Source organism: Pseudomonas sp. efr-133-TYG-5 (assembly GCF_030209175.1).
Classification (GTDB): domain Bacteria; phylum Pseudomonadota; class Gammaproteobacteria; order Pseudomonadales; family Pseudomonadaceae; genus Aquipseudomonas.
Genome location: NZ_JARVSM010000001.1, coordinates 63,708 through 88,293, shown reverse-complemented (window position 1 = coordinate 88,293; position 24,586 = coordinate 63,708). Strand labels below are relative to the sequence as shown.

At 59.5% G+C, this 24,586-nt stretch carries 15 protein-coding genes; 7 read left to right on the top strand and 8 right to left on the bottom strand.

Annotation, left to right across the window (positions count from 1 at the left end):
* Positions 1-665: 665 nt before the first annotated feature.
* The 5 genes from QRN70_RS00345 to QRN70_RS00325 form a co-directional block, all read right to left on the bottom strand.
* The gene (locus QRN70_RS00345; protein WP_285415185.1) at positions 666-1,106 is read right to left on the bottom strand and encodes a hypothetical protein; all 441 of its coding nucleotides are present in this window, start codon (positions 1,104-1,106) and stop codon (positions 666-668) included.
* 203 nt (positions 1,107-1,309) lie between these two features.
* A complete protein-coding gene (gene gbdR, locus QRN70_RS00340) occupies positions 1,310-2,419 on the bottom strand; it encodes a choline metabolism transcriptional regulator GbdR (protein WP_502941485.1) in 1,110 nt (369 codons plus the stop codon).
* A gap of 88 nt (positions 2,420-2,507) precedes the next feature.
* Complete coding sequence (locus QRN70_RS00335; RefSeq protein ID WP_285415182.1) at positions 2,508-3,908, bottom strand: amino acid permease; 1,401 nt, start codon at positions 3,906-3,908, stop codon at positions 2,508-2,510.
* A gap of 499 nt (positions 3,909-4,407) precedes the next feature.
* Positions 4,408-4,770: a response regulator gene (locus tag QRN70_RS00330; RefSeq protein WP_285415180.1), complete on the bottom strand. Its 363-nt coding sequence runs from the start codon at positions 4,768-4,770 to the stop codon at positions 4,408-4,410.
* Positions 4,771-4,793: 23 nt separating this feature from the next.
* The gene (locus QRN70_RS00325; protein WP_285417964.1) at positions 4,794-6,236 is read right to left on the bottom strand and encodes an ATPase domain-containing protein; all 1,443 of its coding nucleotides are present in this window, start codon (positions 6,234-6,236) and stop codon (positions 4,794-4,796) included.
* Between the two features lie 374 nt (positions 6,237-6,610).
* Between QRN70_RS00325 and QRN70_RS00320 the strand changes: the two genes are divergently transcribed.
* The 6 genes from QRN70_RS00320 to QRN70_RS00295 all read left to right on the top strand — a co-directional run bounded on the left by QRN70_RS00320 (position 6,611) and on the right by QRN70_RS00295 (position 16,120).
* Complete coding sequence (locus QRN70_RS00320) at positions 6,611-7,084, top strand: metallophosphoesterase family protein (protein ID WP_285415178.1); 474 nt, start codon at positions 6,611-6,613, stop codon at positions 7,082-7,084.
* 438 nt (positions 7,085-7,522) lie between these two features.
* On the top strand, positions 7,523-8,038 hold the full coding sequence (locus QRN70_RS00315; RefSeq protein WP_285415176.1) for an Hcp family type VI secretion system effector: 516 nt from the start codon (positions 7,523-7,525) through the stop codon (positions 8,036-8,038).
* 131 nt (positions 8,039-8,169) lie between these two features.
* On the top strand, positions 8,170-10,212 hold the full coding sequence (locus QRN70_RS00310) for a type VI secretion system Vgr family protein (RefSeq protein ID WP_285415175.1): 2,043 nt from the start codon (positions 8,170-8,172) through the stop codon (positions 10,210-10,212).
* A gap of 4 nt (positions 10,213-10,216) precedes the next feature.
* The gene (locus QRN70_RS00305; RefSeq protein WP_285415173.1) at positions 10,217-10,945 is read left to right on the top strand and encodes a DUF4123 domain-containing protein; all 729 of its coding nucleotides are present in this window, start codon (positions 10,217-10,219) and stop codon (positions 10,943-10,945) included.
* A complete protein-coding gene (locus QRN70_RS00300) occupies positions 10,942-15,897 on the top strand; it encodes an RHS repeat-associated core domain-containing protein (RefSeq protein WP_285415171.1) in 4,956 nt (1,651 codons plus the stop codon). The genes QRN70_RS00305 and QRN70_RS00300 overlap by 4 nt, the downstream gene beginning before the upstream one ends.
* A 1-nt stretch (position 15,898) precedes the next feature.
* The gene (locus tag QRN70_RS00295; protein WP_285415170.1) at positions 15,899-16,120 is read left to right on the top strand and encodes a hypothetical protein; all 222 of its coding nucleotides are present in this window, start codon (positions 15,899-15,901) and stop codon (positions 16,118-16,120) included.
* A gap of 164 nt (positions 16,121-16,284) precedes the next feature.
* On the opposite strand, the gene QRN70_RS00290 is transcribed toward QRN70_RS00295, so the two are convergent.
* Entirely contained in the window at positions 16,285-16,746 is a 462-nt protein-coding gene (locus QRN70_RS00290) for a helix-turn-helix domain-containing protein (RefSeq protein WP_285415168.1), read from the bottom strand.
* A gap of 93 nt (positions 16,747-16,839) precedes the next feature.
* Positions 16,840-17,706 (bottom strand): AraC family transcriptional regulator, encoded by an 867-nt coding sequence (locus tag QRN70_RS00285; protein WP_285415166.1) that lies wholly within the window; start codon positions 17,704-17,706, stop codon positions 16,840-16,842.
* Between the two features lie 335 nt (positions 17,707-18,041).
* Between QRN70_RS00285 and QRN70_RS00280 the strand changes: the two genes are divergently transcribed.
* On the top strand, positions 18,042-19,022 hold the full coding sequence (locus QRN70_RS00280; RefSeq protein WP_285415165.1) for an alpha/beta fold hydrolase: 981 nt from the start codon (positions 18,042-18,044) through the stop codon (positions 19,020-19,022).
* Between the two features lie 71 nt (positions 19,023-19,093).
* On the opposite strand, the gene QRN70_RS00275 is transcribed toward QRN70_RS00280, so the two are convergent.
* Positions 19,094-24,583, bottom strand: coding sequence for a trifunctional serine/threonine-protein kinase/ATP-binding protein/sensor histidine kinase (locus tag QRN70_RS00275; protein WP_285415164.1), 5,490 nt, complete (start codon positions 24,581-24,583; stop codon positions 19,094-19,096).
* Positions 24,584-24,586: the final 3 nt, after the last annotated feature.

The following is a 24,586-nucleotide window of genomic DNA, read 5'->3' as shown; positions in this document are numbered from 1 at the left end:
GCTGCTGGCGGGCTGTTTTTGGACGGAGGCAGTCGTTTGTGAGTGGCTGCTATCGGTTAAAAGCGGACGTTGGCAAGCGACCGCTACTGGCCAAAAGCAGTCGGTGGACAGAGTACGGGCAAATAGATTGTGTCCTGCTACCCTCTTTATCGTAGTCGGGCTTGCCGTCATCCCTATCGCGTTATACCTCGATAGATCTCGCGCTTACCACGACATGGCATGTCAACGAATGAGAGAGTGTCAGGATAGCGCCATGAAAGTTCGATGCCCTAGCTGCGGTTATATCGCAGACAAGCTTCCGCCAAGTCTTAGGTGTCCTAAATGCGACGATTTTTCCCACGACTGGCTGATTTATGATTGGGAAAGCTTTGCTTCAATGAAGCGTCGACATCTTAGATACAACTTATTCATTATTGGCATATCTCTAATTAATTTACTTGTGGCGATCACCTTGAAATCAACAGACGTGTTTCAGTGGTTGTTCACCTTGTTGTTTTTCCCAGCCATTATCAGTTTGTTTTATTGTCGGAAACAGCTTGATAGTGAATCGGAGTATGAGGGGCATAGAGGCAGAGCTTTACTTTTCTGGCTTTTCGGTTTTGCGGGTACCTAAAGCGGCTAACAAATCGCATATGGACTCTCCCTACCCGTGGTGAGTATAGCTGTCATTGAATTGAGGTGACGAAGTGGGTTTCGAGGCCTACACGTGAGGGACATAGTGCATTAATCAATACGACGGCATCGTCGCCCTGGTTAAGGTAGATCAACGAGTCACCGGTCTCGAACGTAACTCTGAATCCTGCCAGCCAAGGCTCTTGCCCGTTGAAAGAGTCAACAACTCCCTCAACGGCGCAAATTTTTGTGTTCTCGAGGTGGGTTGCTGATAGATCTGCAAGCAGGTTTTCCCTCTTCCAGGAGCAGGTCAAGTTCGGCTCTATCTCGAAGGAAGCCGGTGTATCAGAAGGCAACAAGTCCGCACCTACTCTCACGCCATCACTCAAGAGATACATGGATAGAATCTCTCCCTCGCCAAAACGCCACTCTAGAGAACCTATGTCTCCCAGATCTTTCTCGTCGTTGAAATAGTACTGGTCGTGCAGCAGCATGCTCAGCCGCTTTCCCAAAAGCGAACGTGCGTTTTGCAGATCTAAGACAGCTCTTGTAGGGGATGGCGAGTGTCGGCTAGACATCGTGCCCTCATATAGGTTGGAAGAGAGGTGATACTACACCAGCGCCATTACGTCCGCTTCTGGCCCTTGTCTGCCGGTCACTACCGGCAGCTCTTGGCCGTAACCCGCCGCTCAGCCAATCAGCCCGCTGACGCCAGATCGGCACGATCCATCATCTGCACGCTGGCAAACGTCGATTCATTTCGGGCCTGATCGAGCGTTGTCAGCGGTCTGCTCGTTGACGGCTGCATGGCCGGCTTACGGCTCATTTCAGAGCCTGAGCGCTCGTCGCTCGGTGGGACGCCAAAGTGCTCGCGGTAGCATTTGGAAAAATGCGGTGTGGAGACGAAGCCGCAGGCGTATGCCAGTTCGACGATGGACAAGGAGGTTTGCTTGAGCAGTTGTCGCGCGCGAATAAGCCGTAACCTCAAGTAATAACGCGACGGCGTGCATTGCAGATACTTCTGAAACAGCCTCTCCAGCTGTCGACGAGACAAGTCGACGTACTCAGCCAGGTCATCCAGGTCGATCGGCTCCTCGAGATTTGCCTCCATCAAGGCAACGACTTCCTGCAGCTTGGGCTGATGCGTGCCGACCACATGCTTGAGCGGCACGCGTTGCTGGTCCTGCTCGCTGCGGATGCGTTCGTAGACAAACATTTCCGAGATCGCCGCGGACAGTTCTCGACCATGATCGCGACCGATCAGGTGCAGCATCATATCCAGCGGTGCCGTGCCTCCGGAGCTGGTGAAGCGATTGCGATCCAGGGTAAAGAGACTGGTACTCACGCTGACGCGCGGAAAGGCTTCCTGCATGGCCGCGAGAAACTCCCAATGCACACTGCACTCGTAACCGTCGAGCAGCCCGGCCTTGGCGAGTGCCCAGCTACCGGTACACACCCCGCCCAAGCGTTTGGATTGACGTGCCAGGGCGCGCAGCCAGGTCGTGTGCTCGCGGGTGATGACGCTCTGAATGCCCACGCCACCGCACACGATGACCGTGTCCGCCACGCAGGGGTTGCTCCATGCAGCATCCGGCGTGATCGGCACGCCGTCGCTGGCCCAGACCGGCGCGCCATCCGGGCTGAACGTATGCCAGCGATACAGGGTCCGCCCCGATAACTGGTTGGCCATGCGTAATGGCTCAACCGCGGCGGCCAGGGACATGAGCGTGAATCTGTCCAACAGCAGAAACCCAACCGATTGGGTCGCTGCGTCGGCCACGGCGAGGGTCGATGACATCGTGATCATGTCCTTGCGAAGAAGGGCTTGCGAAACCGGCGTCTGTGATTGCCGGCCGTGGTTCAAGCGGAGGACGTATCCGCCTCGATGTGAACCCCTACCCCACCGATGTGATGCTCGCCGCCGGCGATGGATGACGCGACGTCACCACGCCGATGAAGGAAATCGCCAGCGCCAAGCCAAGCGTTGTGCTGACTTCGGTGCGGTGTTCCGGGGTAATCATCATCACCGCCAGCGCTGCGCAGATGAACACGATCACCAGCCACGTCAGCCATGGAAACAGCCACATGTGAAAGCTCAACTCGACCTTGCGCTGACGCAATATGCGGCGCATGCGCAACTGCGACACCGCGATCGCCAGGTACACCAGCAACGCAATCGCTCCGGAACTGGCCAGCAGAAACTCGAACAGGCCGGCGGGCATGAAGTAGCTCCAAACGGTGATCGACGCGCCGAGCACAGTACTGGCAATCACCGCCGCACGCGGCACGCCTGCCGCAGAGGTCGCCTTCAGGGATTTTGGCGCATCGCCACGACGTCCCAGCGAGTACAACATGCGCGAGGCAATATAGATCGAAGAGTTCATGCAACTGGCCACGGCAATCAGCACGACGACATCGACCATGAACTTGGCATGGGGAATGTTCATGATTTCCAGTGCACGCTGATAAGAGCCTACCGAGGCCAGCAGCGGATCGTTCCAGGGCACAACAGAGATCACCACGAAGATCGACAGCAGGTAAAAAACACTGATGCGCCAGATCACCGAACGCGTGGCTTTGGCGATGTTCTGCGCCGGGTTGTCCGACTCTGCCGCCGCGATTGTCACCGCTTCGGTACCGATGAAACTGAACATGATGGTGATGAAAGCGCCGACAACCGCGGACAAGCCGTTTGGCGCAAAACCATCGTGCTGCGCCATCAGCCCGCTCAAGCCGCTGACCTCGCGATCGGGGATCCAGCCCATCAACACGGCAAAACCGACACCGATAAAACCGATGATCGCGACGACCTTGGCCATGGCGAACCAGAACTCGAACTCGCCATACTTCGACACGCTGAACAGGTTGGTCACCACCAGCGCAATGATCGATCCCAAGGCGAACAGCCAGGCATCGACTTGGGGAAACCATTGGTTGAGCACATGACCCGCCGCCAGCGCCTCGATGGGAATAACCAGAACCCAGAACCACCAATAGAGCCAGCCGATGCTGAAGCCGGCCCAACGCCCGATGGCCTGGTCGGCATAGGTCGAGAACGAGCCGGTGTCCGGATTGGCCACCGCCATTTCGCCGAGCATGCGCATGACCAGCACGACCAACAATCCTGAGAACAGATAGGCCAGAAGCACCGCTGGCCCTGCTGCCGCGATCGCATGCCCTGAGCCAACGAACAAACCGGCGCCGATAATTCCGGCGATGGACAGCATTGTGACGTGACGAGGCTTGAAGCCCTGCGCCAATTGGCTACTCGAATCCATGAAGTTCGGGCTGATCATTGGTTTTTTTATTCTCTGCTGATCGACATTTAAGCGAGCTGACTAGGCAAACGATCACTGTCGTTGCCTGCGCGGGCCCCATAAGAAGCCCCTTCAACCGCCGCAGTTCTGGTCAAACTCATCATCACGATGTAGTGACGTTGTTGAAACACGCGTCACCTTACCCGGCCCCTCCGACGGCCCAATAGCCTGATTGCGCCATATATGCGTCTGATATCGACACAACAAGACCTAACGGTCTCGATTAAAACCAGCTGGTCACCCAACCGCCAGAGCGTTTTATTTTTGGCTTGTCGAGCGCACGTCGGTTGGACGACTCACTGGACGTCCGCTTCTAGAGGCAGGCAGTTATGCCCGACCATGCGCCATGAACGGTTGAATATCGCTCACGGCGAGCCGGGGGATGATCGCTTTCACAGAAAGGATTGTCGGGCTCGAGAGCCGATGGGCGGGAAACCCGGTTCAAGTTCCCACCCAAGTGGTCTCGGAGAATGACTGATCAATCAGAAGCCAAGAGCTTCCTGACTTCAGCAATGATCAAGTCGATGTTGAATGGTTTGGCCAGCACAGCATCAAACAAGTCCGATCTCTCCATGCCGATGTGCGCCTGAGCGCCGCTCATCAGGATAATCGGCAGATGTTTGCCCGAGGGAAGGGATCGGACCGCTGTCGCGAACTCCAGGCCGTCCATGATCGGCATCATGAAGTCAGTAATGATCAACGCAGGCCGTTCTCGATCCAGCACTTCCAGCCCTTTTTGACCATTACTGGCAGTCACCACCATGAAACCCTCATCCTCCAGCGCGAAACTGAGAATGTCAGCTATCAAATACTCGTCGTCGACGACCAGGATGGTGGTCATGTTAATTCAACCCGCACAAAGACTTAAGATGTTGAACCTGATGATGACTCAGTGGGTACTGATGGTTCATGTCTTGAAGCCTTTTTCAGAAAAACATCTTGATCACGGATCACGACCTCGAATCTGGAAGGGTCGTAAGAGCTGTCTCGTACCTTAAGAATGGAAAGCGTCCTGCTTAGTTCAGAGTGATTTTCAGAGAAACGCATCAGCATCAGGTTGTCGACGATACTGGACAGGTCAGAGTTCGGTGCGCTGACCTCGGAGCCAAAGAGATCGCGCATCTCCCAGGAGGCAAATACGGTAACGCCCCTGGAGCGCAATTCGTTCATCAGTGCACTGAAGAAATCCGTAATGCGCGCCGGGTTTGTGGTGACGCGGGTCATGCCGCTCAGGCTGTCGATGAACACACGCTTGATGCCCTTTTCTTCAACCATGCCGAGCAGGCGTGCGCCAAGTGCATCCAGCAGCCCCTCGGTGGTGGGCTGCCAGGCAATGCTCAGTGCGCCACTCTCTTCCATGCCTTTGATGTCGATGCCCAACGACAGGCCTTTCAGGCGCAACCGTTGTGGACTCTCATAGAAGCCAAAATGCAGGCCCGGAGCATCCACCGTCGATTCCGCCAGGAACTTGAGGCCCAGCGTTGTTTTGCCGATCCCGGACGGCCCGATGACCAGCGTCACACTGGAACTGTGCAGGCCGCCGCCCAGGATACCGTCAAGCGATTCGATGCCACTGGCGATACGTGTCAAATCGGCGCTGTCGGGCGCAGATGGGTGGCTATAGAGACTTTCGAGTCGAGGATAAACCACCAAGCCGTTCTCGGTGATCTCACACTCATGCAGGCCGGTCATCGCTCCGCTGCCACGGGTTTTGCGCAATTGAATGCGGCGCACCGAGCGCGTGCCATAGAGCTCTTCACCCATCTCGATCACACCATCAACCATGGTGTGCTCGGGACTGCCATCATCCAGACGTGAGCTGGTCAGAAACAGCACCGTGCATCCCGCAAATGCGGCGTGTCCTTGTAACTCCGAAATGAATTTTTTCGTGTCGATGGGCGAGTCGGCTTTAGAGCGCGCATTCAGCAAGCCATCCACCACCATCACGGTAGCTTTTTGCCGGCTGATCTCACGCCGAAGCAACTTTACGACCTCGTCCAAGCCTTCATTTTCGAGAGTGTCAAAAGCACTGACAAACTGGATTTCGGCGCCGACTTTGGAGGAGTCGAAAAAACTCAGCGTGGAGAGAAACTGAAAAAGCCGGTCATGCGATTCAGCCAACAGCGTGGCCACCAGAACCCGGCCGCCATTGCTCGCATGATGAAATCCAAGTTGATTGGCGAGGATCGTTTTCCCAGACCCCGGGCGCCCCTGGATTATGTATGAAGCCCCCTCGACCAGCCCACCCTTGAGCAAGGCATCGAGCCCTTCTATTCCGCTTTGAAGGCGTTTTAGCTTTTCCACAATGCGACCCTGACCTGAAAACGAGCGGTTTAAACCTTATAAAGGGAATGCTAACGCCATTTCTGATCGGGAGCCATGCAGATTCCATTGAAAGTTGGTACGGCGTTCGTGCGCTCTCTGCCGCACAAGCATTCCTTTGCGGCTGCTTGGGCAGTTTTTTCCGCCATCGACCACGATCAGGATTTGGACTTTGAGGGCCGTGTTTCTCATCGTCGCAGCTGAATATCAACTTTCTGGCCTAGTTAGCCGGGTAGCTTGGCCGCACGTACGTTAACCTTCTCGATTAACCGCTGTCGGGAAAACAGTTCGGGAGCCTTTGTTACCCCGGCAGGCGGCCCCTGCTACCCTCTCCTCTCCGCCACCTATCCTGAGCGCTTATGCAAACCGGCATCATTTCCGATACTCACGGATTGCTCCGCCCCGAAGCCCTCGCCGCTTTGCACGGCTGCGAGCGCATCATTCATGCGGGCGACATTGGTCATCCGGAGATCATCGATCAATTGGCGTTGATTGCTCCGGTGCACGTGGTGCGCGGCAACAACGATCTGGGCGCTCCGTGGGCCGCGGACCTGCCGGATCGGCTGACCTTCGATCTGCAGGGCTGGCAGGTTCTGTTGGTGCACGATATCGCCGACGTTCCTGCCGATCTCGACTCCGACATCAACCTTGTCATCACCGGGCACTCGCACAAGCCCTGCATCGAGTGGCGCGGCGAGCGGCTTTATGTGAATCCAGGAAGCGCCGGGCGGCGGCGATTCCGGTTGCCGGTGACGTTGGTGGTCATGGAGGTGTTGGTGGATTCGCTGCAGCCGCGGCTTGTTTCGCTGATTGATCTGCCTGGCTGTTCCTGATCAATCAGGCGCGATGCCATTCTTTGAAGAATGCGTCCAGTTCACCAAGAAAATGTCACCGCTGCATGACCCTGCCCCTCTTGGCAAACACCCTCCCTCCGCCCAGAGATCACATTGGCCAAAGAATGATAACGGTTGGCCATCATGCGCAAGAAGTTGCGCACTTTCGTCACCAAAATAAAATCCAACGGGGCTGCAACCGCTCAAGATCAAGCTTTTCATTCAAGTGCGCAAGAAGTTGCGCAGTACTGCGCAACTTCTTGCGCACTTCGCCACATGATTGTGACTTCAAACCGGTAAAGCCCGTTTTGGCCGAGCGTAACTTTCTGATTTGAAAGGTTGCGACTTTGCTTGGCACGCTACTTGATGGAAGTCAGGCTCCCACCGGGCGATTTCGCCTCTCGGGCACCCCAAATTTATTCCGCAAGGAGAGCACCCATGGCTACACCAGCGTACATGTCGGTTACCGGCGAAAAACAAGGCCTGATCACCGCCGGCGCCTTCACCGCCGACTCCGTTGGCAACACTTACCAGGAAGGTCACGAAGACCAGGTCATGGTTCAGGCTTTCCAGCACGACGTGATCATCCCGCGTGACCCGCAATCCGGTCAGCCAACCGGTCAGCGCGTGCACAAGCCAGTGATCATCACCAAGGTCTACGACAAGGCTTCGCCTCTGCTGCAAGCGGCCCTGACCTCTGGCGAGCGCATGAGCGAAATCGTTATCCAGTGGTACCGCACTTCGGCTCAAGGTACCCAAGAGCACTACTACACCACCAAACTGGAAGACGCGATCATCGTCGCCATCAACAACAAAATGCACAACTGCCAGGATCCAGGCAACTCGCACTTCACCCACCTGGAAGAAGTGCAGTTCACCTATCGCAAAATCACCTGGACCCACGAAGTATCCGGTACTTCGGGTTCCGATGACTGGCGTGCTCCAGTCGTTTAATTACGGCTGATCGTTTCAAGCATCGACCAGCCCTGCTGGTCGATGTTGTTTACGCCCTCCAGAATTTTTCGCGTCCGCAAGCTCCCGCCCGGGTGTAGGCGTTCGCCGCTGCACAGCACGAGGAACAAGGGATGTTCGCGCCGGCCAATGAAACCCACTTTGCCCTGACTATCGAGGGCCTTTCCAGCGACTTCCAGGTGTTATACCTGCAAGGCCGGGAAGCCATCAGCCAGCCTTTTGTCTTCGAGGTGGAGCTGGTCAGTGAGCAGCCGTCGCTGGATCTCGAAACCCTGCTGCACAAACCGGCCTTCCTCCAGCTTTCGCCCGATGGCAAAGGCATCCACGGCCTGATCTACCGCGCCGCGCAAGGCGATTCCGGCAAGCGTCTGACGCGCTACGCCGTGACCCTGCGCCCGCAACTGTCGTACCTGGCGCATCGCGTCAACCAACGCATTTTCCAGAACCTCAACGTGCCGAAGATCATCGGCCAGGTCCTGGAAGAGCACGGCATCCAAGGCAACGCCTACGAATTCAAGACAGGTTCGATCTATCCCGAGCGCATCTACTGCGTGCAATACGACGAGTCGGACCTGCATTTCATCCAGCGCCTGTGCGAGGAAGAAGGGATCCACTTCCACTTCCAGCACAGCGCCACGGCGCACAGACTGGTGTTCGGCGACGACCAGACCGTGTTCCCGAAACTGGCCCCGGTGGCCTATCAGCAAGACTCCGGCATGGTCGCCAGCAACCCGGTGATCAAGCGTTTCGACCTGCGCCTGGAAACCCGCACCAGCCGCACCACCCGCCGTGACTACGACTTCGAAAAACCGCGCATCACCCTCGAAAGCGAAAACCGTGGCGATGCCCTGCCCGACCTCGAAGACTACGATTACCCGGGCCGCTTCATCGACCGCGAGCGCGGCAAGCACCTGGCCAAACGTGCCCTCGAACGGCACCGCAGCGACTTCCAGCTCGCCGAGGGCAAGAGCGATCAGCCGCTGCTGGTCAGCGGCCATTTCCTCGCCCTGACCGAGCACCCGAAAGCCAAGTGGAATGACCTGTGGCTGCTCACCGAAGTTATGCACGAAGGCAAGCAGCCGCAAGTGCTGGAAGAGTCGGTGACCAGCGACACCACGGCGTTGAAAGACGATTTCCATCAGGGCTATCGCAACCGCTTCCAGGCGACCCCGTGGGACGTGCCCAACCGCCCGCCCCTGCGCCACCCGAAACCGCGCATCCTCGGCAGCCAGAGCGCCGTGGTCACCGGCCCCAAAGGCGAAGAAATCCACTGCGACGAGTACGGCCGGGTCAAGGTGCAATTCCACTGGGACCGCGAAGGCCAGGCCGACGACAAGACCAGTTGCTGGCTGCGCGTGTCGTCCGCCTGGGCCGGCGCCCAGTACGGCGGCATCGCCATTCCGCGCATCGGCATGGAAGTGCTGGTCACCTTCCTTGAGGGCGATCCCGATCAGCCGCTGATCAGCGGCTGCCTGTACCACAAGGAAAACACCGTCCCGTATGAGCTGCCGGCAAACAAGACCCGCAGCACCTTCAAGACCCTGAGCTCGATGGGTGGTGGCGGCTACAACGAGCTGCGCATCGAGGACAAGAAAGGTCAGGAGCAGATCTACCTGCACGCCCAGCGCGACTGGGACGAAAACGTCGAGCACGACCAGAAGATCCGCGTCGGCAACGAACGCCACGACACCGTCGAAAAGAACAGCTACACCGAATTCAAGGCCGAAGAGCACCACACCGTCTACGCCGACCGCAAAGTCGAAACCCGCGCCAACGACCACCTGACCGTAGGCGTCAACCAGCACATCAAGATCGGTACCGGCCAGTTCATCGACGCCGGCCAGGAAATCCACCTGAGCAGCGGCATGAAAGTGGTGCTGGAGGCCGGCGCCGAACTGACGTTGGTCGGTGGTGGCAGCTTCATCAAGATCGACGCCGGCGGCGTGACCATGAGCGGGCCGGTGATCAACATCAACTCAGGCGGCAGTCCCGGCAGCGGCACCGGTGCCGCCCCGCTGCTGCCGGGCGTGTTGAAACAGGCCGACGCCGATAAGGCGGGCCAGCCCCTGACCCCGGCCCAGATAAACACCCTCAAACGCAATGCGCCGTTCTGCGAAGAATGCGAAAAATGCAAGGCAGGTGCCTGTGCCATCTGATCGAATGACACCCAAGGATTGGCTGGCACAACAGCCGCTGCAGACTGGCGAGCACTTGTATCTGGTGATCAGTGCGGCGAGCGATGCCGAGCCCCTCAAGCCCTTCTACCAGCAGGAACTGGCCCCCCAGCTGTTGCCCATTTGGGCGGGAACGCCCTACGCCGACTGGCAGCCGGTAATGCCCTACCTCGCGCAGATCCCTGCCAATGCAGGTTTTCTGCAGTGGGTTGCGGAAACCGATGCACTGGACTGGGGCTGGCTGGCTGTGTCGCGCTCCGAACCGAACGAAGTGTTCGAGCATCTGCGCAGCCTGACCCAAGTGAAAATGCCCGACAGCACCGAAGTGTTTTTCCGCTTCTGGGATGGGCGACATCTCTATCCGATTCTGCATGGACTGGCGGACCAAGCCGGCGAATTGATGCCGATGTTCGAGCGTTACCTGATCAATGGTCGGTCATTGGTCGTCGAGCGAAGAGTGGTACCGAAGGCCAAGGATTGGCCGTGGTGGGAGGTACCGCAGACATTGCTGGATAAGTTGACCAATGACGACCCCTCTACCGTCATTGGCAACATGATGCAGTGGCTGCAAGAAGAGCATGCCGAACTTTACTACGCGTTTCCCGAATCCAACTTGCAGCAGAAAGTAGCGCGCTTCGTCAAACGCACGCCGCTCACGGAAGAAAATTTCACCGGGCTGCTGAAAGCCCACCTGGAAAGTGAGGTGGATGTATGAGCTTGGGCGAGACATTTATTTTTCTCAATGAAAAACAACCTAAATACGAGACGATAATTACCGAGTTCAAACAATGCCTTGATGACTACAGATCCTATACGCAATACCTTCCCGGACTCGATCTTGAACAGAAGTTTCAGGTTGGCGATGAAGTTCTGCCGGCGTCATCGGCAAACAGCAGAGAGAAACCGGTAAATTTTGCTACCTGCCCGGAAAATGGAAAACTCACGCTCATTCACAGCTTCGACGCGGCGCGCTTCGTTCCGATCGGCAATACGCCCGTCGTCCTTACGCCTGTCGATTCACAGGGCAAGGTCGTTGGCGATCCTATCAAAAGGAAAATTGGTCCCAGTGGTATCGAGGTCATTGCAGATCTCAAGCCGTATCAACGATACCGCATCATTTTCTTCCCCAACCCTACCTCGGCTGACCTCAATCGCTTGTTCAAGTCCTACGATGACGTCATCGGTGACATATCCCGATGGCTGAATAACGAATGGACCACGACTTGCCTGCCCCTTTGGAAAGAACACGCCAATGCATCCATTCCAGAAAGACTCTGGCAAAAGATAAACGCTGACTGGAAAGGATTCTGGGGTTTCGTCATGAGCATCTGGGGCGACATCAAGATGCTCTACAAGATCGTTTCGAAACCACGTGAAAGCTACCAGTATCTAAAGCAGTTCTTTACTGAGGAACAAATCAAGCGAATCTATAACTCGTCGACAGAAGCCCTTCGCACCAGCTTTTTGATCGCGAGCGATGAACCGCTGCTGTGGATCTACATCTCCGCTGTCTGGGCGTGGGTCAGCATGCTGCCGCCCCAGACACGCGCAGAGGTCATGGCCAGGCTCAAGACAGAAATTGCGTACATTGTCCTGGGTGTCATATTCACCGCAGGTCTGGGCATTGCACTGCGTGCAGGCGCGAAAACCGTGACCTCCACTCTGCAGGCCGAGAAGGCCCTGCGACTGGTGGAGAAGCTCACCGCCAAGCTGGTTTCCGTCAGCAGGATGCGCTCCGTAGCTCATGCCGAGGCCGCCTCCGCGACGAGATTTACGGGCGCCGGCGTCACAAACGCCAGCAGAAAAGCCGAGGCGAGAATCGCCCCCCATACGCCGGCGCAGATGGCAACGCCTCCAAAGCGACCCACTCCGGCCGCCGGCGCCAAAGTAGAGCCCGATACGCAAGTCCACACTCGCAGCAAACAACACAATGAAACCCGAGTGGAGCAACAGGAGAGAGTCGACAACGCCCCCAATCAGTCAAAAAACCCGGCCGACAAACCGAGTGATTGCGTGGCCAGTACCTGCAAGAACGGTGACCCGGTCTCCATGGTGACTGGTGAAGAGTTGCTGACCCTCACGGATGGCACGCTGGGCGGGCTGATGCCCTTCGAGTGGACACGCCTCTATCGCAGCAGCGCCGTCGAGATCGACAGCCGCCTTGGCTACGGCTGGAGCCATTCGCTGTCTCACCGTCTGCAAGTCGATGACGAAGGCGTGTTATGGACGGACAACGAAAACCGTCAGACCCGTTTTCCGCTACCCACGCAGCAGCGCCCTGCTATCACCAACAGCCTGGCGAAAGCGGCGATTTTCCTCGGCGATGCACCGGGTGAGCTGATCCTCACCCAGGCCGGACCCAAAGCGCGCTTCTTTCACTTCCGTGCCGGGCGCTTGATTACCGTCAGCGATGCCTACGGTAACGAGCTGCATATCAGCTACGATCTGGTTGAGCGCATACAGCGGATCGACAATGGCGCCGGACGTGCCCTGCTGCTGCGTTACGACGACAAGCACATCGTTGCGCTGGACTACCAGCAACAACGCGCCGAGTACGACGATCGTGGTCACCGCCAGGACCCTTGGCTGACCATCCAAACGCTGATGACTTATGGCTACAACGACAGAAGCCAGCTCATTTCAGCAACCAATGCCGTCGGTGAAACGGAGCATTACCGCTACAACGAACAGCACGTCATTCTTGAACGGCAACTGGCCGGTGGTGCAAGTTTCTTCTGGGAGTGGGAACACGAAGGCAAGCTCTCGCGATGCATTCGCCATTGGGCGAGTTACTCGCAGCTCGAAACGCGTTACGAGTGGGACGATAAAGGCACGGTTACCGTCTACAACGCGGATGGTAGCGAGCAGGTCTACGTACACGACGAAAATGCACGCCTGGTTAGCGAAACCGCGCCAGACGGTGCCGAAACGCAAAAAGCGTACGACGAGCAAGGTCGGCTGTTCGCAGTAAAAGATCCGATGGGTGGCGTCACCCGGTACATGTACAGCGATGCGGGTCGCTTGATAGCGGTCCTGCCGCCAAAGGATGAACCCACTCGATACAACTACTTCAACGGACAACTCGTTGATGTCCAGCGCGGTAAGGCGCGTTGGCAGTATGAGCGGAATCGTCAGGGAGACATCACCCGACAAATCGATCCTCTGGGTAACGAAACTCACTACAGCTACGACCAACAAGGTCGATTGCTGGAGATCCGCCACCCCGATGGCGGTCGAAACCAATTGGGCTGGAATGCCCTGGGTCAATTGCTGGAAGAACGCCTTCCCGGCGGTGGCCAGCGCAAGTATCGCTACGACGCTCTTGGCCGACAGATCACGCGGCAGGACGAGAACGGCGCCATCACCCATTACCAATGGGATGCCGTCGATCGTCTGACGCAGGTCACCCTGCCGGGTGGTGCCACCCGTGCTTTCACCTACAACGCTTACGGACGCGTGACAGCTGAGCGAGACGAACTCGGCCGCGTCACCCGTTACGAATACGCTGACAACCTGCACGTGATCAGCCGCCGCATCAACCCCGACGGCAGTCAGTTGCGCTATCGCTATGACAACGCGCTTCTGTTGGTCACCGATATCGAAAACGAGCGCGGCGAGCATTACAAGCTTGATTACTACTCGAACGGTTTGATCCAGGAGGAAACCGGCTTCGACGGCCGTCGTACCGCTTATGAATACGATCTCAACGGCCAACTGCTGAAGAAGACCGAGTTCGGTGACGACGGCAGCGAATTGGTAACCGAATATCAGCGCGACGTCGCTGGCCGCCTGGTGATGAAGACCCTGGCCGACGGGGAAAAGATTCAGTACGGCTACGACACCCTCGGCCGCCTCGTCAGTGTCGACGATGGTCATTGGCCTCTGGCTTATGAGTACGATGTACAAGACCGCCTTGTCACCGAGCACCAAGGCTGGGGCACCACGCGTTATGAATACGACAGCACCGGACAACTGAGTCACTGCCGCCTCCCCGATGGCAGCAAAGTCGACTACCGCCGTCAACCTGGCGGCCAACTCGCCAGCATTGATCTAAACGGGTCACGCCTGACCACGCACCAGTTCAACGCGGGTCGCGAACAGCAGCGGCAACAGGGTCTACTGCTCAGCCAATACCAGTACGACGACCAGGGCCGCCTGAAAGCCCATAGCATCAGTCAACGCGACAAGAACCTGCTGCAGCGCCAGTATGCCTACGACGCCACTGGCAATCTCGGCGCCATTGATGACAGCCGCAAGGGCAACCGCAGCTTCCACTACGATCCTCTCGATCGTTTGATCAACGTGCGCGGTGCGACACCCGAGAGCTTCGCCCACGATCCGGCAGGCAATCTGCTCGGCCAGAACGACCTGCCCGTGGCCAATCTTGCCAACGTCAAAGGCAACCGATTGTTGATGCAGGGCGACCGTCATTATGACTACGACGCCTATGGAAACCTGATCCGCGAAAGCCGTGGCACCGGTCAGAAACTGGTTACCGAATATCGCTACGACTGCCAGCACCGCCTGATCGCTGTCAGCCTGCCAGGCGGTAGTACCGCCAGCTACAAATACGACGCCTTTGGCCGCCGCATCGAAAAGACCGTCGACGGTCAAACCACGACATTCCTCTGGCAAGGCGAACGCCTGCTCGCCGAGAGTGCTGAAAACCGCTATCGCAGCTACCTCTACGAACCCGACAGTTTCCGGCCGTTGGCAATGCTCGATGGTGAAGGTCCGCTGCAAGCCACGCCGTTCTACTACCAACTCGACCACCTCGGCACCCCGCAGGAACTCACCGACTACAGCGGCGAGATCATGTGGTCAGCCAAGTACCGCGCCTACGGCAATGTAGCGGCGCTGGACGTCAGCGAAATCGACAACCCGCTTCGATTCCAGGGGCAGTACTTCGACGCTGAAACGGGTCTGCACTACAACCGTCATCGTTATTACAGCCCGAGCACCGGGCGCTTTCTGACACCTGATCCGGTAAAACTTGCCGGTGGTTTGAACAACTACCAGTACGTACCCAATCCCACGGGATGGGTCGACCCTCTTGGGTTGACGTCGAGTACACAACTGAAACCGGATTTGCGCTGTCCTCCCCCGGTGGGCACTTCGCCGGCTTCTACCGCGCCGCTCAAGAACGCCAGCGTGAACACGGGAGATGTCACACCTCCGCTAGTCACCGAGAGCAAACCTGATTTTTATGTGGGCCCATCAGGGCCAGACTCAACGCTGCCATCAACGGCCTATCGTTATGCCAGCTATAAAGACGCAAGTGGTGCTGTCGATGTTTACGCACAGAACACAATCAACACCGGTGAGGCGCGGCTCTCTTACTTCGGTTTTGAAAAATTCGAAACCGGAGACGCCGCAACGGAAGCTTTCCAGATACGAGCGCCTAAACACGTCACAGCGGCGGACCCATCACCCGCATGGGGTGATGGTCGTCTGCGATTGAAGTTCGACACATTGCAGCTCTACGAGAACGGTACACCGAGAGTAACGGTTCCGTATGAGTTTGGCGGTAAAGGTCCGGAACTGGAGCCGTTCACTACAGCCTATCCTCAATACGGAAAAGGGGGCTCACGACAACTGATTCCTAAACCAGGCCCATCACCGGTTAACATCAAAGCCGATGAAGTCACTATTCTGCCGAGTAACTAAAATGCTGACCGATCAACAGGCTCGCTCGTTTTTAAAAGACCTGATTCAAAAATACCTGAAAGGCATCGATCCCGATTATGAGCGTCTGATAAAAATTGTTGAGGACCCGACGCGGCAAGTCCCTATCAGAGGGGTGCTTGAAGACATCAGGACGTTCAATAACGTGCAATTCACCGCGACAGAACTGGCCCTGATCGAGGAACTGCTTTACATGTACGGGTAACGTCGTATCCGCTGATCTGCCCGGCAGCGGCGCTAACGTTCAGTCATCGGCGCCTGCAGGCGCCTCTCCCCTTCCAATACATCTGGCAGCTAAACGTCTGCCGCAGGCGTGACCGTTGCCGAGCAATTTCCCAGCAAGCGCTGAGCGACCACACGATACGCGTCCTATGGCTGCGCCTGTTCCTGCGCACGCCACTTGCGCGGGGTCATGCCGAACTTGCGCGAAAACATTCGGCTGAAATGCGACTGATCGACGAAGCCGCACGCCAGGCCGACTTGGCAGATGGGAGAATCATTTTGCTCGAGCAGTTGTTTGGCGCGGGTCAGTCTTGCCAGTTGCAGCCAATCGCTGGGCGAGTGGCCCGTGGCGACTTTGAACGCCCGGGAAAAATGACTGCGCGACAAGCAACACGCCTTGGCGACCGCTGAAATCTGAATCCCGCCTTCGAGGTTTTCCAGAAACATTGCCTTGGCCTTGCGTTCCTGCCAGCCACTCAAGCGGCCGGACTCGCACGGGATTGCCCTGGCCCGCTGGGCAGCATGGCCAGCGGCATCGAAAAAAATGGTTGTCCGAGGGTGATCGCCCTGGCTGGACTTGAGAGCTTCGACAAAGTCCACGTCGCTCATGGTGACCTCGAATGTTGGAGACGAGGTCTATTGTGGCCAGCATCCTTCGGCCACAAGCGCTCGATCAGGCCTTGCGAGCGCCCATTCGGGCCTTCACCGGCGAGGCTTGCGCAGCTCGCTCGGGGTCAGGCCCAGATGACGTTTGAACAGACGGGCCAGGTACGAGGGAGACTCCAGGCCGACCGCCAGGCAGACGTCGAGGATCGGCAGAGTGGTGCCTGAAACCAGTCGCGCAGCCGTCTCGACGCGGGTGCGATTGGTGAAATCCAGCAGGGTTTCACCGGTCGCGGCTTTGAACAGGCGCGTCAGATGACGTCGTGACAGATGGAACTGATGCCCGATCAATTCGATGTTCAGGTCGCTCGCCAGATTCTCTTCAACGTAGCGTTGTATATCGTGCACCAGCGTCGCCTGCTGCTGACGCGCACAGGGTTGCGCCTGCGCCTGCTGACTGGCGATGACCCGCGCACATTCTTCGAACAATAGATGATTGAGATGGGGTAACTGGCGCTGAAACGACGCCGCCGATGCACTGGCTTGCAGTTGGTCGTGCAGGCGCAGGATGCTCTCCAGGTTATCGGTTGCCTGCCAGATTCCCGAGCGATCGACCTGCCTGGCGAAACCGCGGTAACCGTGCAACTGCCCCTGGCGTTTGACATAAGCGGGGTCGACATACAACGTCATGTGCTTCTCTCGCCCCGGAGCCGCTTGGGTAGCGTGCGCAAAGTCGGCCGGCACGAAAGAAAATGCCTGCCGCGATACGTGCGACGCCTGGCTGCTTTCGGTCGACAGAAACAGCCCACCCTGACGTGGCAACAACAGCATGTGGCAGTCATGCGCATGCCAATCGACGGCATAGCCACAGGTGTCGCTGGTCTCCAGGCAAAACACGTCAGGCGACGGGCCACTGAGCTTGGGCGACAGGTAGGCCATTTCAATAAAACCCTTGATCAGTGACATTGTTCTTTGCGTTTGCGGGCGGCGAATGTCGCGCTGCCGACAGCACCGCGGGGGATTATCACACAGGCCGGGCCAGACGCCTTGCGGCGCCCGTATTGCGTTGACGTGCGCGACTCGTCTGGCCGATTTCGCGCCGTCAGCGAACGCGCGAAACGCCATCGGCCAAACCTAAGTATGCCCCGCCCATACCCATGGACGATGGTGCGCTGCACGCCTCGTCAATAGGCTGCCCAGACCGGTACTTCGCGTATTTGCCCGACGCCTTGCCAGCGTGCCATGCCGAGCGTACCGGCCCTCCTTCGCCGCAACCGCGGCCCCAGACGAGAGCCAGCAGCATGACCGATGAAACCCGAGGCACCACCCGCCGCGCCCTGATGAACGCCAGTGTGGCGGTCGCCGCCCTGGCCGTGGCTGTCCCCGCCCTGGCGGGTCAATCAAACCCTACCCCAGCGCCTGCCAGCCGCAACGCCGGACCACGCCGACAAGGCTCTGCCTACCTGACGCTCAAGGACGGCACGCGCCTGTTCTACAAGGACTGGGGCAGCGGCCAACCGATCGTGTTTCACCACGGCTGGCCGTTGTCCGGCGACGATTGGGACAACCAGATGCTGTTCTTTCTAGCCAAGGGCTACCGGGTGATCGCCCATGACCGCCGTGGCCACGGGCGCTCCAGTCAATCGGCCGAGGGCAACGAGATGGACACCTATGCCGCCGACGTTGCCGAACTGGTGGCTCACCTCGACCTCAAGGACGCCGTGCACATCGGCCACTCCACCGGCGGCGGCGAAGTGACCCGCTACGTCGCCCGCCACGGTGACGGCGGTCGTGTCGCGAAGGCCGTGTTGATCGGCGCGGTACCGCCACTGATGCTGCGCACCGACAAAAACCCAGGCGGTTTGCCGGTGACCGTATTCGACGGTTTCCGCGCGGCGCTGGCTGCCAATCGCGCCAATTTCTATCGGGACGTGGCCGCAGGCCCCTTCTACGGCTTCAACCGAGCGGGCGCTAAAATCGCGCAAGCCGTGATCGACAACTGGTGGCGGCAAGGCATGAACGGTGGCGCAAAAGCGCAATACGACTGCATCCAGGCCTTCTCGGAAACCGACTTCACCGAGGACCTGAAGAAGATTGCGGTGCCCACCCTGGTCCTGCATGGCGAAGACGATCAAGTGGTGCCCATCGCCGACTCGGCGCACCTGACGATCAAGCTGCTCAAGCACGGCACATTGAAAACCTATCCCGGCCTGCCCCACGGCATGTGCACCACCCATGCCGAGACCATCAATGCCGATCTGCTGGCATTCATCCAGGGCTGACCCGAGGGCCGTCCTGAACACGTGCAGTTGCAGTCGAACAGATCCGCAGACGCGTGCTGCGGATCAACCGCCTAAACCACCGCGACGGGTGCCGGCAGCGTGAATTGCACCAGAGCCCCGCGCGGCATATTCGCGCCGGCCCATAGGCACCCGCCATGGGCATCGATGATCGACCGGCAGATCGACAGCCCCATGCCCAGGCCCGTCGCCTTGGTGGTGTAGAACGGCGCAAAAACCTGCTCGGCCGCCTCCCCGGCGAACCCTGGCCCGCTGTCGGCGACCGCTACCCGTACGCCTGCGGAAGCGTGCTCGGTACTGATCAACAGGTGTCGCTGGCGGGTCGGCTCACTTGCCATGGCCTCCAGCGCATTGACAATCAGGTTGAGCAGCACCTGCTGCAGCTCCACGCGGTCGGCCGTCACAAGCGGCAAACCCGGCGCAAGGTGCGTGCGGACCACAGCGCCATGCTTGATGGCTTCGCTGCGGGTGAACTCGACCATTTCCAGTACCGCCGCGTTGACGTCCACCGCCTGCTTCTGCGGCGGCGTCTTGCGGATCAGGGCGCGGATGCGGCCCAGCACGTCCGCCGCCCGGTTGGCGTCCTTGATGATGCGCCCCAACACCTGCTGCACCTCGCCCAGTTCCGGCGGCTGCGCGCCCAGCCAGCGCAACGCGGCGTTGGCATTGGTCACGGTCGCGGCAATCGGCTGGTTCACTTCATGGGCGATGGACGCCGCCAGTTGCCCCATGGTCGCCACGCGGTTGGCGTGAGCCAGTTCCGTCTGCACCTCACGGTAGCGGCGCTCGCCCTCGCGCACCTGCTCCTCGGCCTGCTTGCGCTCGGTCAGATCGAGCACGAAAGCAACGCCTTGCTGCGCGCTCGCCTCGAACGCCGCCAGGCCGACGATCACTGGCAGATGGCGACCATCCTTGCAGATGTATTCCTTCTCGAAGGGTTGCGCATGGCCGGTCAGCACGGCGGTGTCGAGGGCGGCTTCGCTTTGTGCTCGCCATTGTGGCGGGGTCATTTCATGCCAGCGCACCCGCCCGGAAACCACGTCGTCACGCTCGTAACCCACCATGCGCAAAAACGCATCGTTCGCCTCGATGATGTCGCCATTGGCACTCCAGACCACAATGCCGATGATATTGGCATCCACCAACCGGCGGATCTTCGCTTCGCGCTCAGCGACGTCCCGATACAGGCGCGCGTTCTCCAGCGAGATGGCCGCCTGCGAAGCCACCAGTCGCAGCACGGCGATTCGCGCCGGGCTGAACGCTCCCGCCGTAAGCGTGTTTTCCAGGTAGAGCGCCCCGGTAAGCCGCGCCTGATTCATCAGCGGCAGGCACAAGATCGAGCGGGCCTGCCGCTGCTGAATGTAACGGTCCGCCGCGAACGCCGGATCGGCCGAGGCGTCCTCCAGGCACAGGTTTTCCCCGGTACGCAGCACTTGATAGAGCACCGATTCCGCCAGCGCGGCAGCACTCAGCGGGCCGTCGCGCAACTGCGTGGTGCCGGTGCGCGTGTCGGCTTCTGCCACCACGCGGGGTTCGCCGGCCTCGGCGAGAATCAGCAGCCCACGTTCCGCCCCGGCCTGTTCGAGGGCGGTGCGCATGATCATGTCGATGAGTTTTTCCAGAACGATCTCGCCCGAGGCGGCTTGGGAAACCTTGAGCACCGTGGCCAGATCGAGGTGCTCCACCGAGGTGGTGATGGTCGTCGTCGGGCCGGGGCTCGGCTCTTCGTTGCGCAGATGACGGTGGCGTTTCTCCAGTTGCCGCACCTTCCCTTCGGCACCCCAGCGCAGGTAACCGTAGCGCGCGTCCTGCAGATACAAGCGGGCGATCTTGCCGAGGCCGCGCGCACCGTAGAAACGCGACGCCAGCTCGTTGGCCAGCGCTTCGAGATGAACGAAGCCGCTGTCCTGAGCCAGTTGAATCGACTGTTCGTAGAGCATTTGCGCCTCGATCAGACGCGCCTCGACGCGGGCGATCTCGGCGCCCACCAGTGCCACGTGGCAGGCGAAGTTTTCCGCGCATTGCTGAGCCCAGACGTTGAGTTGCTGGTGGTGCTCGGCCAAGGCGTGGCGTGTCGACGCGAGGTCATCAAGGCTGCTATCAAAACGCGCGGCCAGCGTCAGCGCGGCGTAGAAGTGATACTCGGCCTCTTCAAAAAAGCACGACGCAACCCACATCAGCGCCTTGGCCTGCGCCGCGCACGCTGCAGCCACCGCATAGTCGCCGGCCAGGTAACGCGCCTGCAGCTTGCGCACCCAGTATTTTCCGGCCGCCAGGGCCAGGTCCGGGGTTGAGTTCAGGTGCGCCTCGAAGCGCCCTTCGTCGAACTGATTGTCGTCGAAGCAGCCGAAGGTCGGCGTTTGCCCACGCAGGGTGCGAATCAACGCCAGCTGAGTGCTGATAAAGTCGATGACCAGGCCGAAGCGCACCTTCTGTGCATGGGCCAGGCCATGCTCGGCTTCGCCCTGCACTTCCGGCAGCGGCTCGCCGATAAACAGCATGTCGGAGATCAGGCCGTTACCGACATAGGCACCATACGGCAGGTCGCCGACCCGATTGGCCGCAACGAACGCGCGTTGCAGCAGTTCCCGGCATTCACGCACCGGCCGCATCCAACGCACCACGAACATCGAAAAACACAGATAGGTACTCGCCTCGAAACGCCTCAGGCCGCGCCGGTCGACCAGTTCGCAACCCAGGCGGCCAAAACGATAGCCCACCTGATAGTCGCCAAAACGCCGGCCGGCCACCCGCCCGACGTTGGCGTAGAGCACACAGGATGCGTCGCAGTTGCCATGCTCCATGCTCAGGCTGACGGCTTTGCAGATGGTCAGGCAGGCCAGGTTGGCGTCGGTCTGCAGCGCCGGCGCGATGAGCTTGCATAACGTGTTGAGGATCACCAGCGACGCCGCGTCCTCCATCAGCGGCAGGTCGATGAGCTGCTCAATGCTGCGCTCGCCCAACCGAGTCCAGATCTGCGCATATTCGTGGCATACAGCTTCGTCGTCCGGGTGCGCGGTCCAGTCGATCCCGACCTGACGCAAATATGCCAGGCAGACACTGACCGCACGATCACTGCGGTCCAGCATCAGGCAGACATCCATGCGCAGGCACGCCAGCGCCGCGCACTGCAATGTCGTGGCGGCGTGCGGCGCGAGCGCGGTGAGGCGCGCGTCGGCCACATCCAGTTGCCCGGTGAGGAACTCGCACTCTGCGCGGTCGAGTTCCAGGGCAAAGCGCAGTTCTTGCCGGCACGCCCAACTGTGCTCATCCAGCAACTCCGCGCCGCTGCCCAGATACGCCAGCGCCGACGCGTAGGCCGTGGAAGCCTTCGCACGCTGGCCGGCCAGCAGGTTCAACTCGGCCAGTTGCTCACGCTCGGCCGGGTCGTTGATCAGCCTGGCACCACGGTTGAGCTGCCCGACGATTTCGAAAATGCCATCGTCGCGTCGCGAAGCTGGCATTTGCCCGGCCAGGAGCCGACCGATCCGCAAGTGCACCCAGGCCCGATCGACGTCGCTGATCATCGAGTAGGCTGCTTCATGAATACGGTCATGCACAAAGGCACAGGCGCCGTCCCGGTGCTCGACCAGTTCCTGGCGCACCGCCGCCCACAACACGGCATTAACCTGTGCCGGTGTCAGGCCCAGCACTGTCGCCAGGGTGTCGGTCTGCGCCACGTTGCCCAGACATGCCAGCTGTTGCAGGGCCTGCTGCGTCTCCGTCGGCAGGCGCACAAGCTTGCCGACCATGAGATCGACGACGTTGTCGGTGTAGCCCTTGGCAAGGATACGCTCCGGCGCCCAGTGCCACTGCCGATCCGTGTGGTCATAGCTCAGCAGTTCTTCCTCGGCCAGGGCCTGGAGGAACTGAATGACAAAGAACGGGTTGCCGGCCGTCTTCTCCTCCACCAATCGCGCCAGGGCCTCGATGCTCGGGCGTGGACAGCGCAGCGCCTCGGCGATCATCTGCTCGATGTGCGCCCCCGCCAGCGGTACCAGGCGGATCTCATCGATACGCACGCCGGCCTGGCGAATAGACTGCAACTTGCGCGTCAGCGGATGGCTGGCATCCACCTCATTGTCGCGGTAAGCGCCCACCAGCATCAGGTGGCGCAGTTCGGAATGGCTCAGCAGGTCTTCAAGCAGGTCGAGGGTCGCCATGTCCAGCCATTGCAAGTCATCGAGAAACAACGCCAGCGGGTGATCGGCGCGGGCGAACACCCCGATGAAACGGCGAAACACCAGCAGGAATCGCCGTTGCGCCTGCTGCGGTTCGAGATCGGGCACCGGTGGCGGCTCACCGATGATCAGCTTCAGCTCCGGGATCAACTCAGTGATCAGCCGGGCGTTGGGCTCAAGCGCCTCCAGTAACGCCGCGCGCCAGTGCGCCAGGACTTCGTCGGACTTGCCCAGCAATGTCCGCACCAGGCTCTGGAACGCCTGCACCAGTGTCGAATAAGGGATGTCGCGCTTGTACTGGTCGAACTTGCCGGACGCGAACAATCCGCGCGGCGGCACCAGCACCTTGTGCAACTCGTTGACCACTGAAGACTTGCCGATACCGGAATAGCCGGACACCAGCACCAGCTCCGGGGCGCTGCTGTCGACGATGCGCGCAAATGCCTCGACCAGGGTCTGCACCTCCTGCTCGCGGCCGTAGAGTTTTTCCGGAATCAGTAAACGGTCACGGCTGCCCTGCTCATCCAGGGCAAAGGTTGCGATAACGCAGCCGCGCTGCAACTCGGCGAGGCAAAGGCGAAGGTCATGCTCGAGCCCGGCGGCGCTCTGGTAACGCTCCTCGGCGGTCTTGGCCAGCAGCTTCATGACCACCTGCGAGAGCATGACGGGTACGCCAGGCATGCGCTCGCACGGTGGCAGCGGCATGCGTGCAATGTGGCAGTGCACCCACTCCATCGGATCGCTGGCATTGAACGGCAGACTGCCGGTGAGCATCTGGTACAGAGTAATGCCCAGCGCGTAGAGATCGCTGCGTGAATCGATCGAGCGATTCATCCGCCCGGTCTGCTCGGGCGCCATGTACGCCAGGGTGCCGGCGATGGTTTCCGCTGGCTCGGGAGCCTGGCGTTCGCGTTGCAGTCGCGAAGTCAGGCCGAACCCGGTCAGGCGCGTCTTGCCGTCGCGGCAATTGACCAGCAAGTGGTTGGGTTTCAGATCGCGGTGTACCAGACCGCGTTGATGCAAGTGCCGCAGCGCCTCGCTGATACCGATGGCCAGATGCAGGCAGGCCTCGACCTCCAGCGGCTCGCGCAGCAAGCGCGACAACGGTTCGCCACCCGGGTCGTCGAGCAGCAGGCGCGTCTGCCCGCCGTCCCGGCTCAGCGCCTGCGGGCGCAATGCCCAGTCGCTATGCAATTCGTCCCTGAGGCTGTACTCATGGGCCAGTCGGTCGAGGGTCGCTGGCAGGGGTTGCGCCGCGGACGGCCGCACGCGCAACACAGTGCCGCCCCCCTGACCCTGACGTTGCACGCGCACGAGCACGCGCTCGCCGTCGTCCCACAAGATCTGCTGTCTGCTCGCCATGGC

Bases quoted from the DNA above. Each gene is read 5' to 3' on its own strand.
- QRN70_RS00345 (WP_285415185.1), bottom strand. From the start codon at position 1,106: ATGCTGCTGCACGACCAGTACTATTTCAACGACGAGAAAGATCTGGGA.
- gbdR (WP_502941485.1), bottom strand. From the start codon at position 2,419: ATGATCACGATGTCATCGACCCTCGCCGTGGCCGACGCAGCGACCCAA.
- QRN70_RS00335 (WP_285415182.1), bottom strand. From the start codon at position 3,908: ATGATCAGCCCGAACTTCATGGATTCGAGTAGCCAATTGGCGCAGGGC.
- QRN70_RS00330 (WP_285415180.1), bottom strand. From the start codon at position 4,770: ATGACCACCATCCTGGTCGTCGACGACGAGTATTTGATAGCTGACATT.
- QRN70_RS00320 (WP_285415178.1), top strand. From the start codon at position 6,611: ATGCAAACCGGCATCATTTCCGATACTCACGGATTGCTCCGCCCCGAA.
- QRN70_RS00315 (WP_285415176.1), top strand. From the start codon at position 7,523: ATGGCTACACCAGCGTACATGTCGGTTACCGGCGAAAAACAAGGCCTG.
- QRN70_RS00310 (WP_285415175.1), top strand. From the start codon at position 8,170: ATGTTCGCGCCGGCCAATGAAACCCACTTTGCCCTGACTATCGAGGGC.
- QRN70_RS00305 (WP_285415173.1), top strand. From the start codon at position 10,217: ATGACACCCAAGGATTGGCTGGCACAACAGCCGCTGCAGACTGGCGAG.
- QRN70_RS00300 (WP_285415171.1), top strand. From the start codon at position 10,942: ATGAGCTTGGGCGAGACATTTATTTTTCTCAATGAAAAACAACCTAAA.
- QRN70_RS00295 (WP_285415170.1), top strand. From the start codon at position 15,899: ATGCTGACCGATCAACAGGCTCGCTCGTTTTTAAAAGACCTGATTCAA.
- QRN70_RS00290 (WP_285415168.1), bottom strand. From the start codon at position 16,746: ATGAGCGACGTGGACTTTGTCGAAGCTCTCAAGTCCAGCCAGGGCGAT.
- QRN70_RS00285 (WP_285415166.1), bottom strand. From the start codon at position 17,706: ATGTCACTGATCAAGGGTTTTATTGAAATGGCCTACCTGTCGCCCAAG.
- QRN70_RS00280 (WP_285415165.1), top strand. From the start codon at position 18,042: ATGACCGATGAAACCCGAGGCACCACCCGCCGCGCCCTGATGAACGCC.
- QRN70_RS00275 (WP_285415164.1), bottom strand. From the start codon at position 24,583: ATGGCGAGCAGACAGCAGATCTTGTGGGACGACGGCGAGCGCGTGCTC.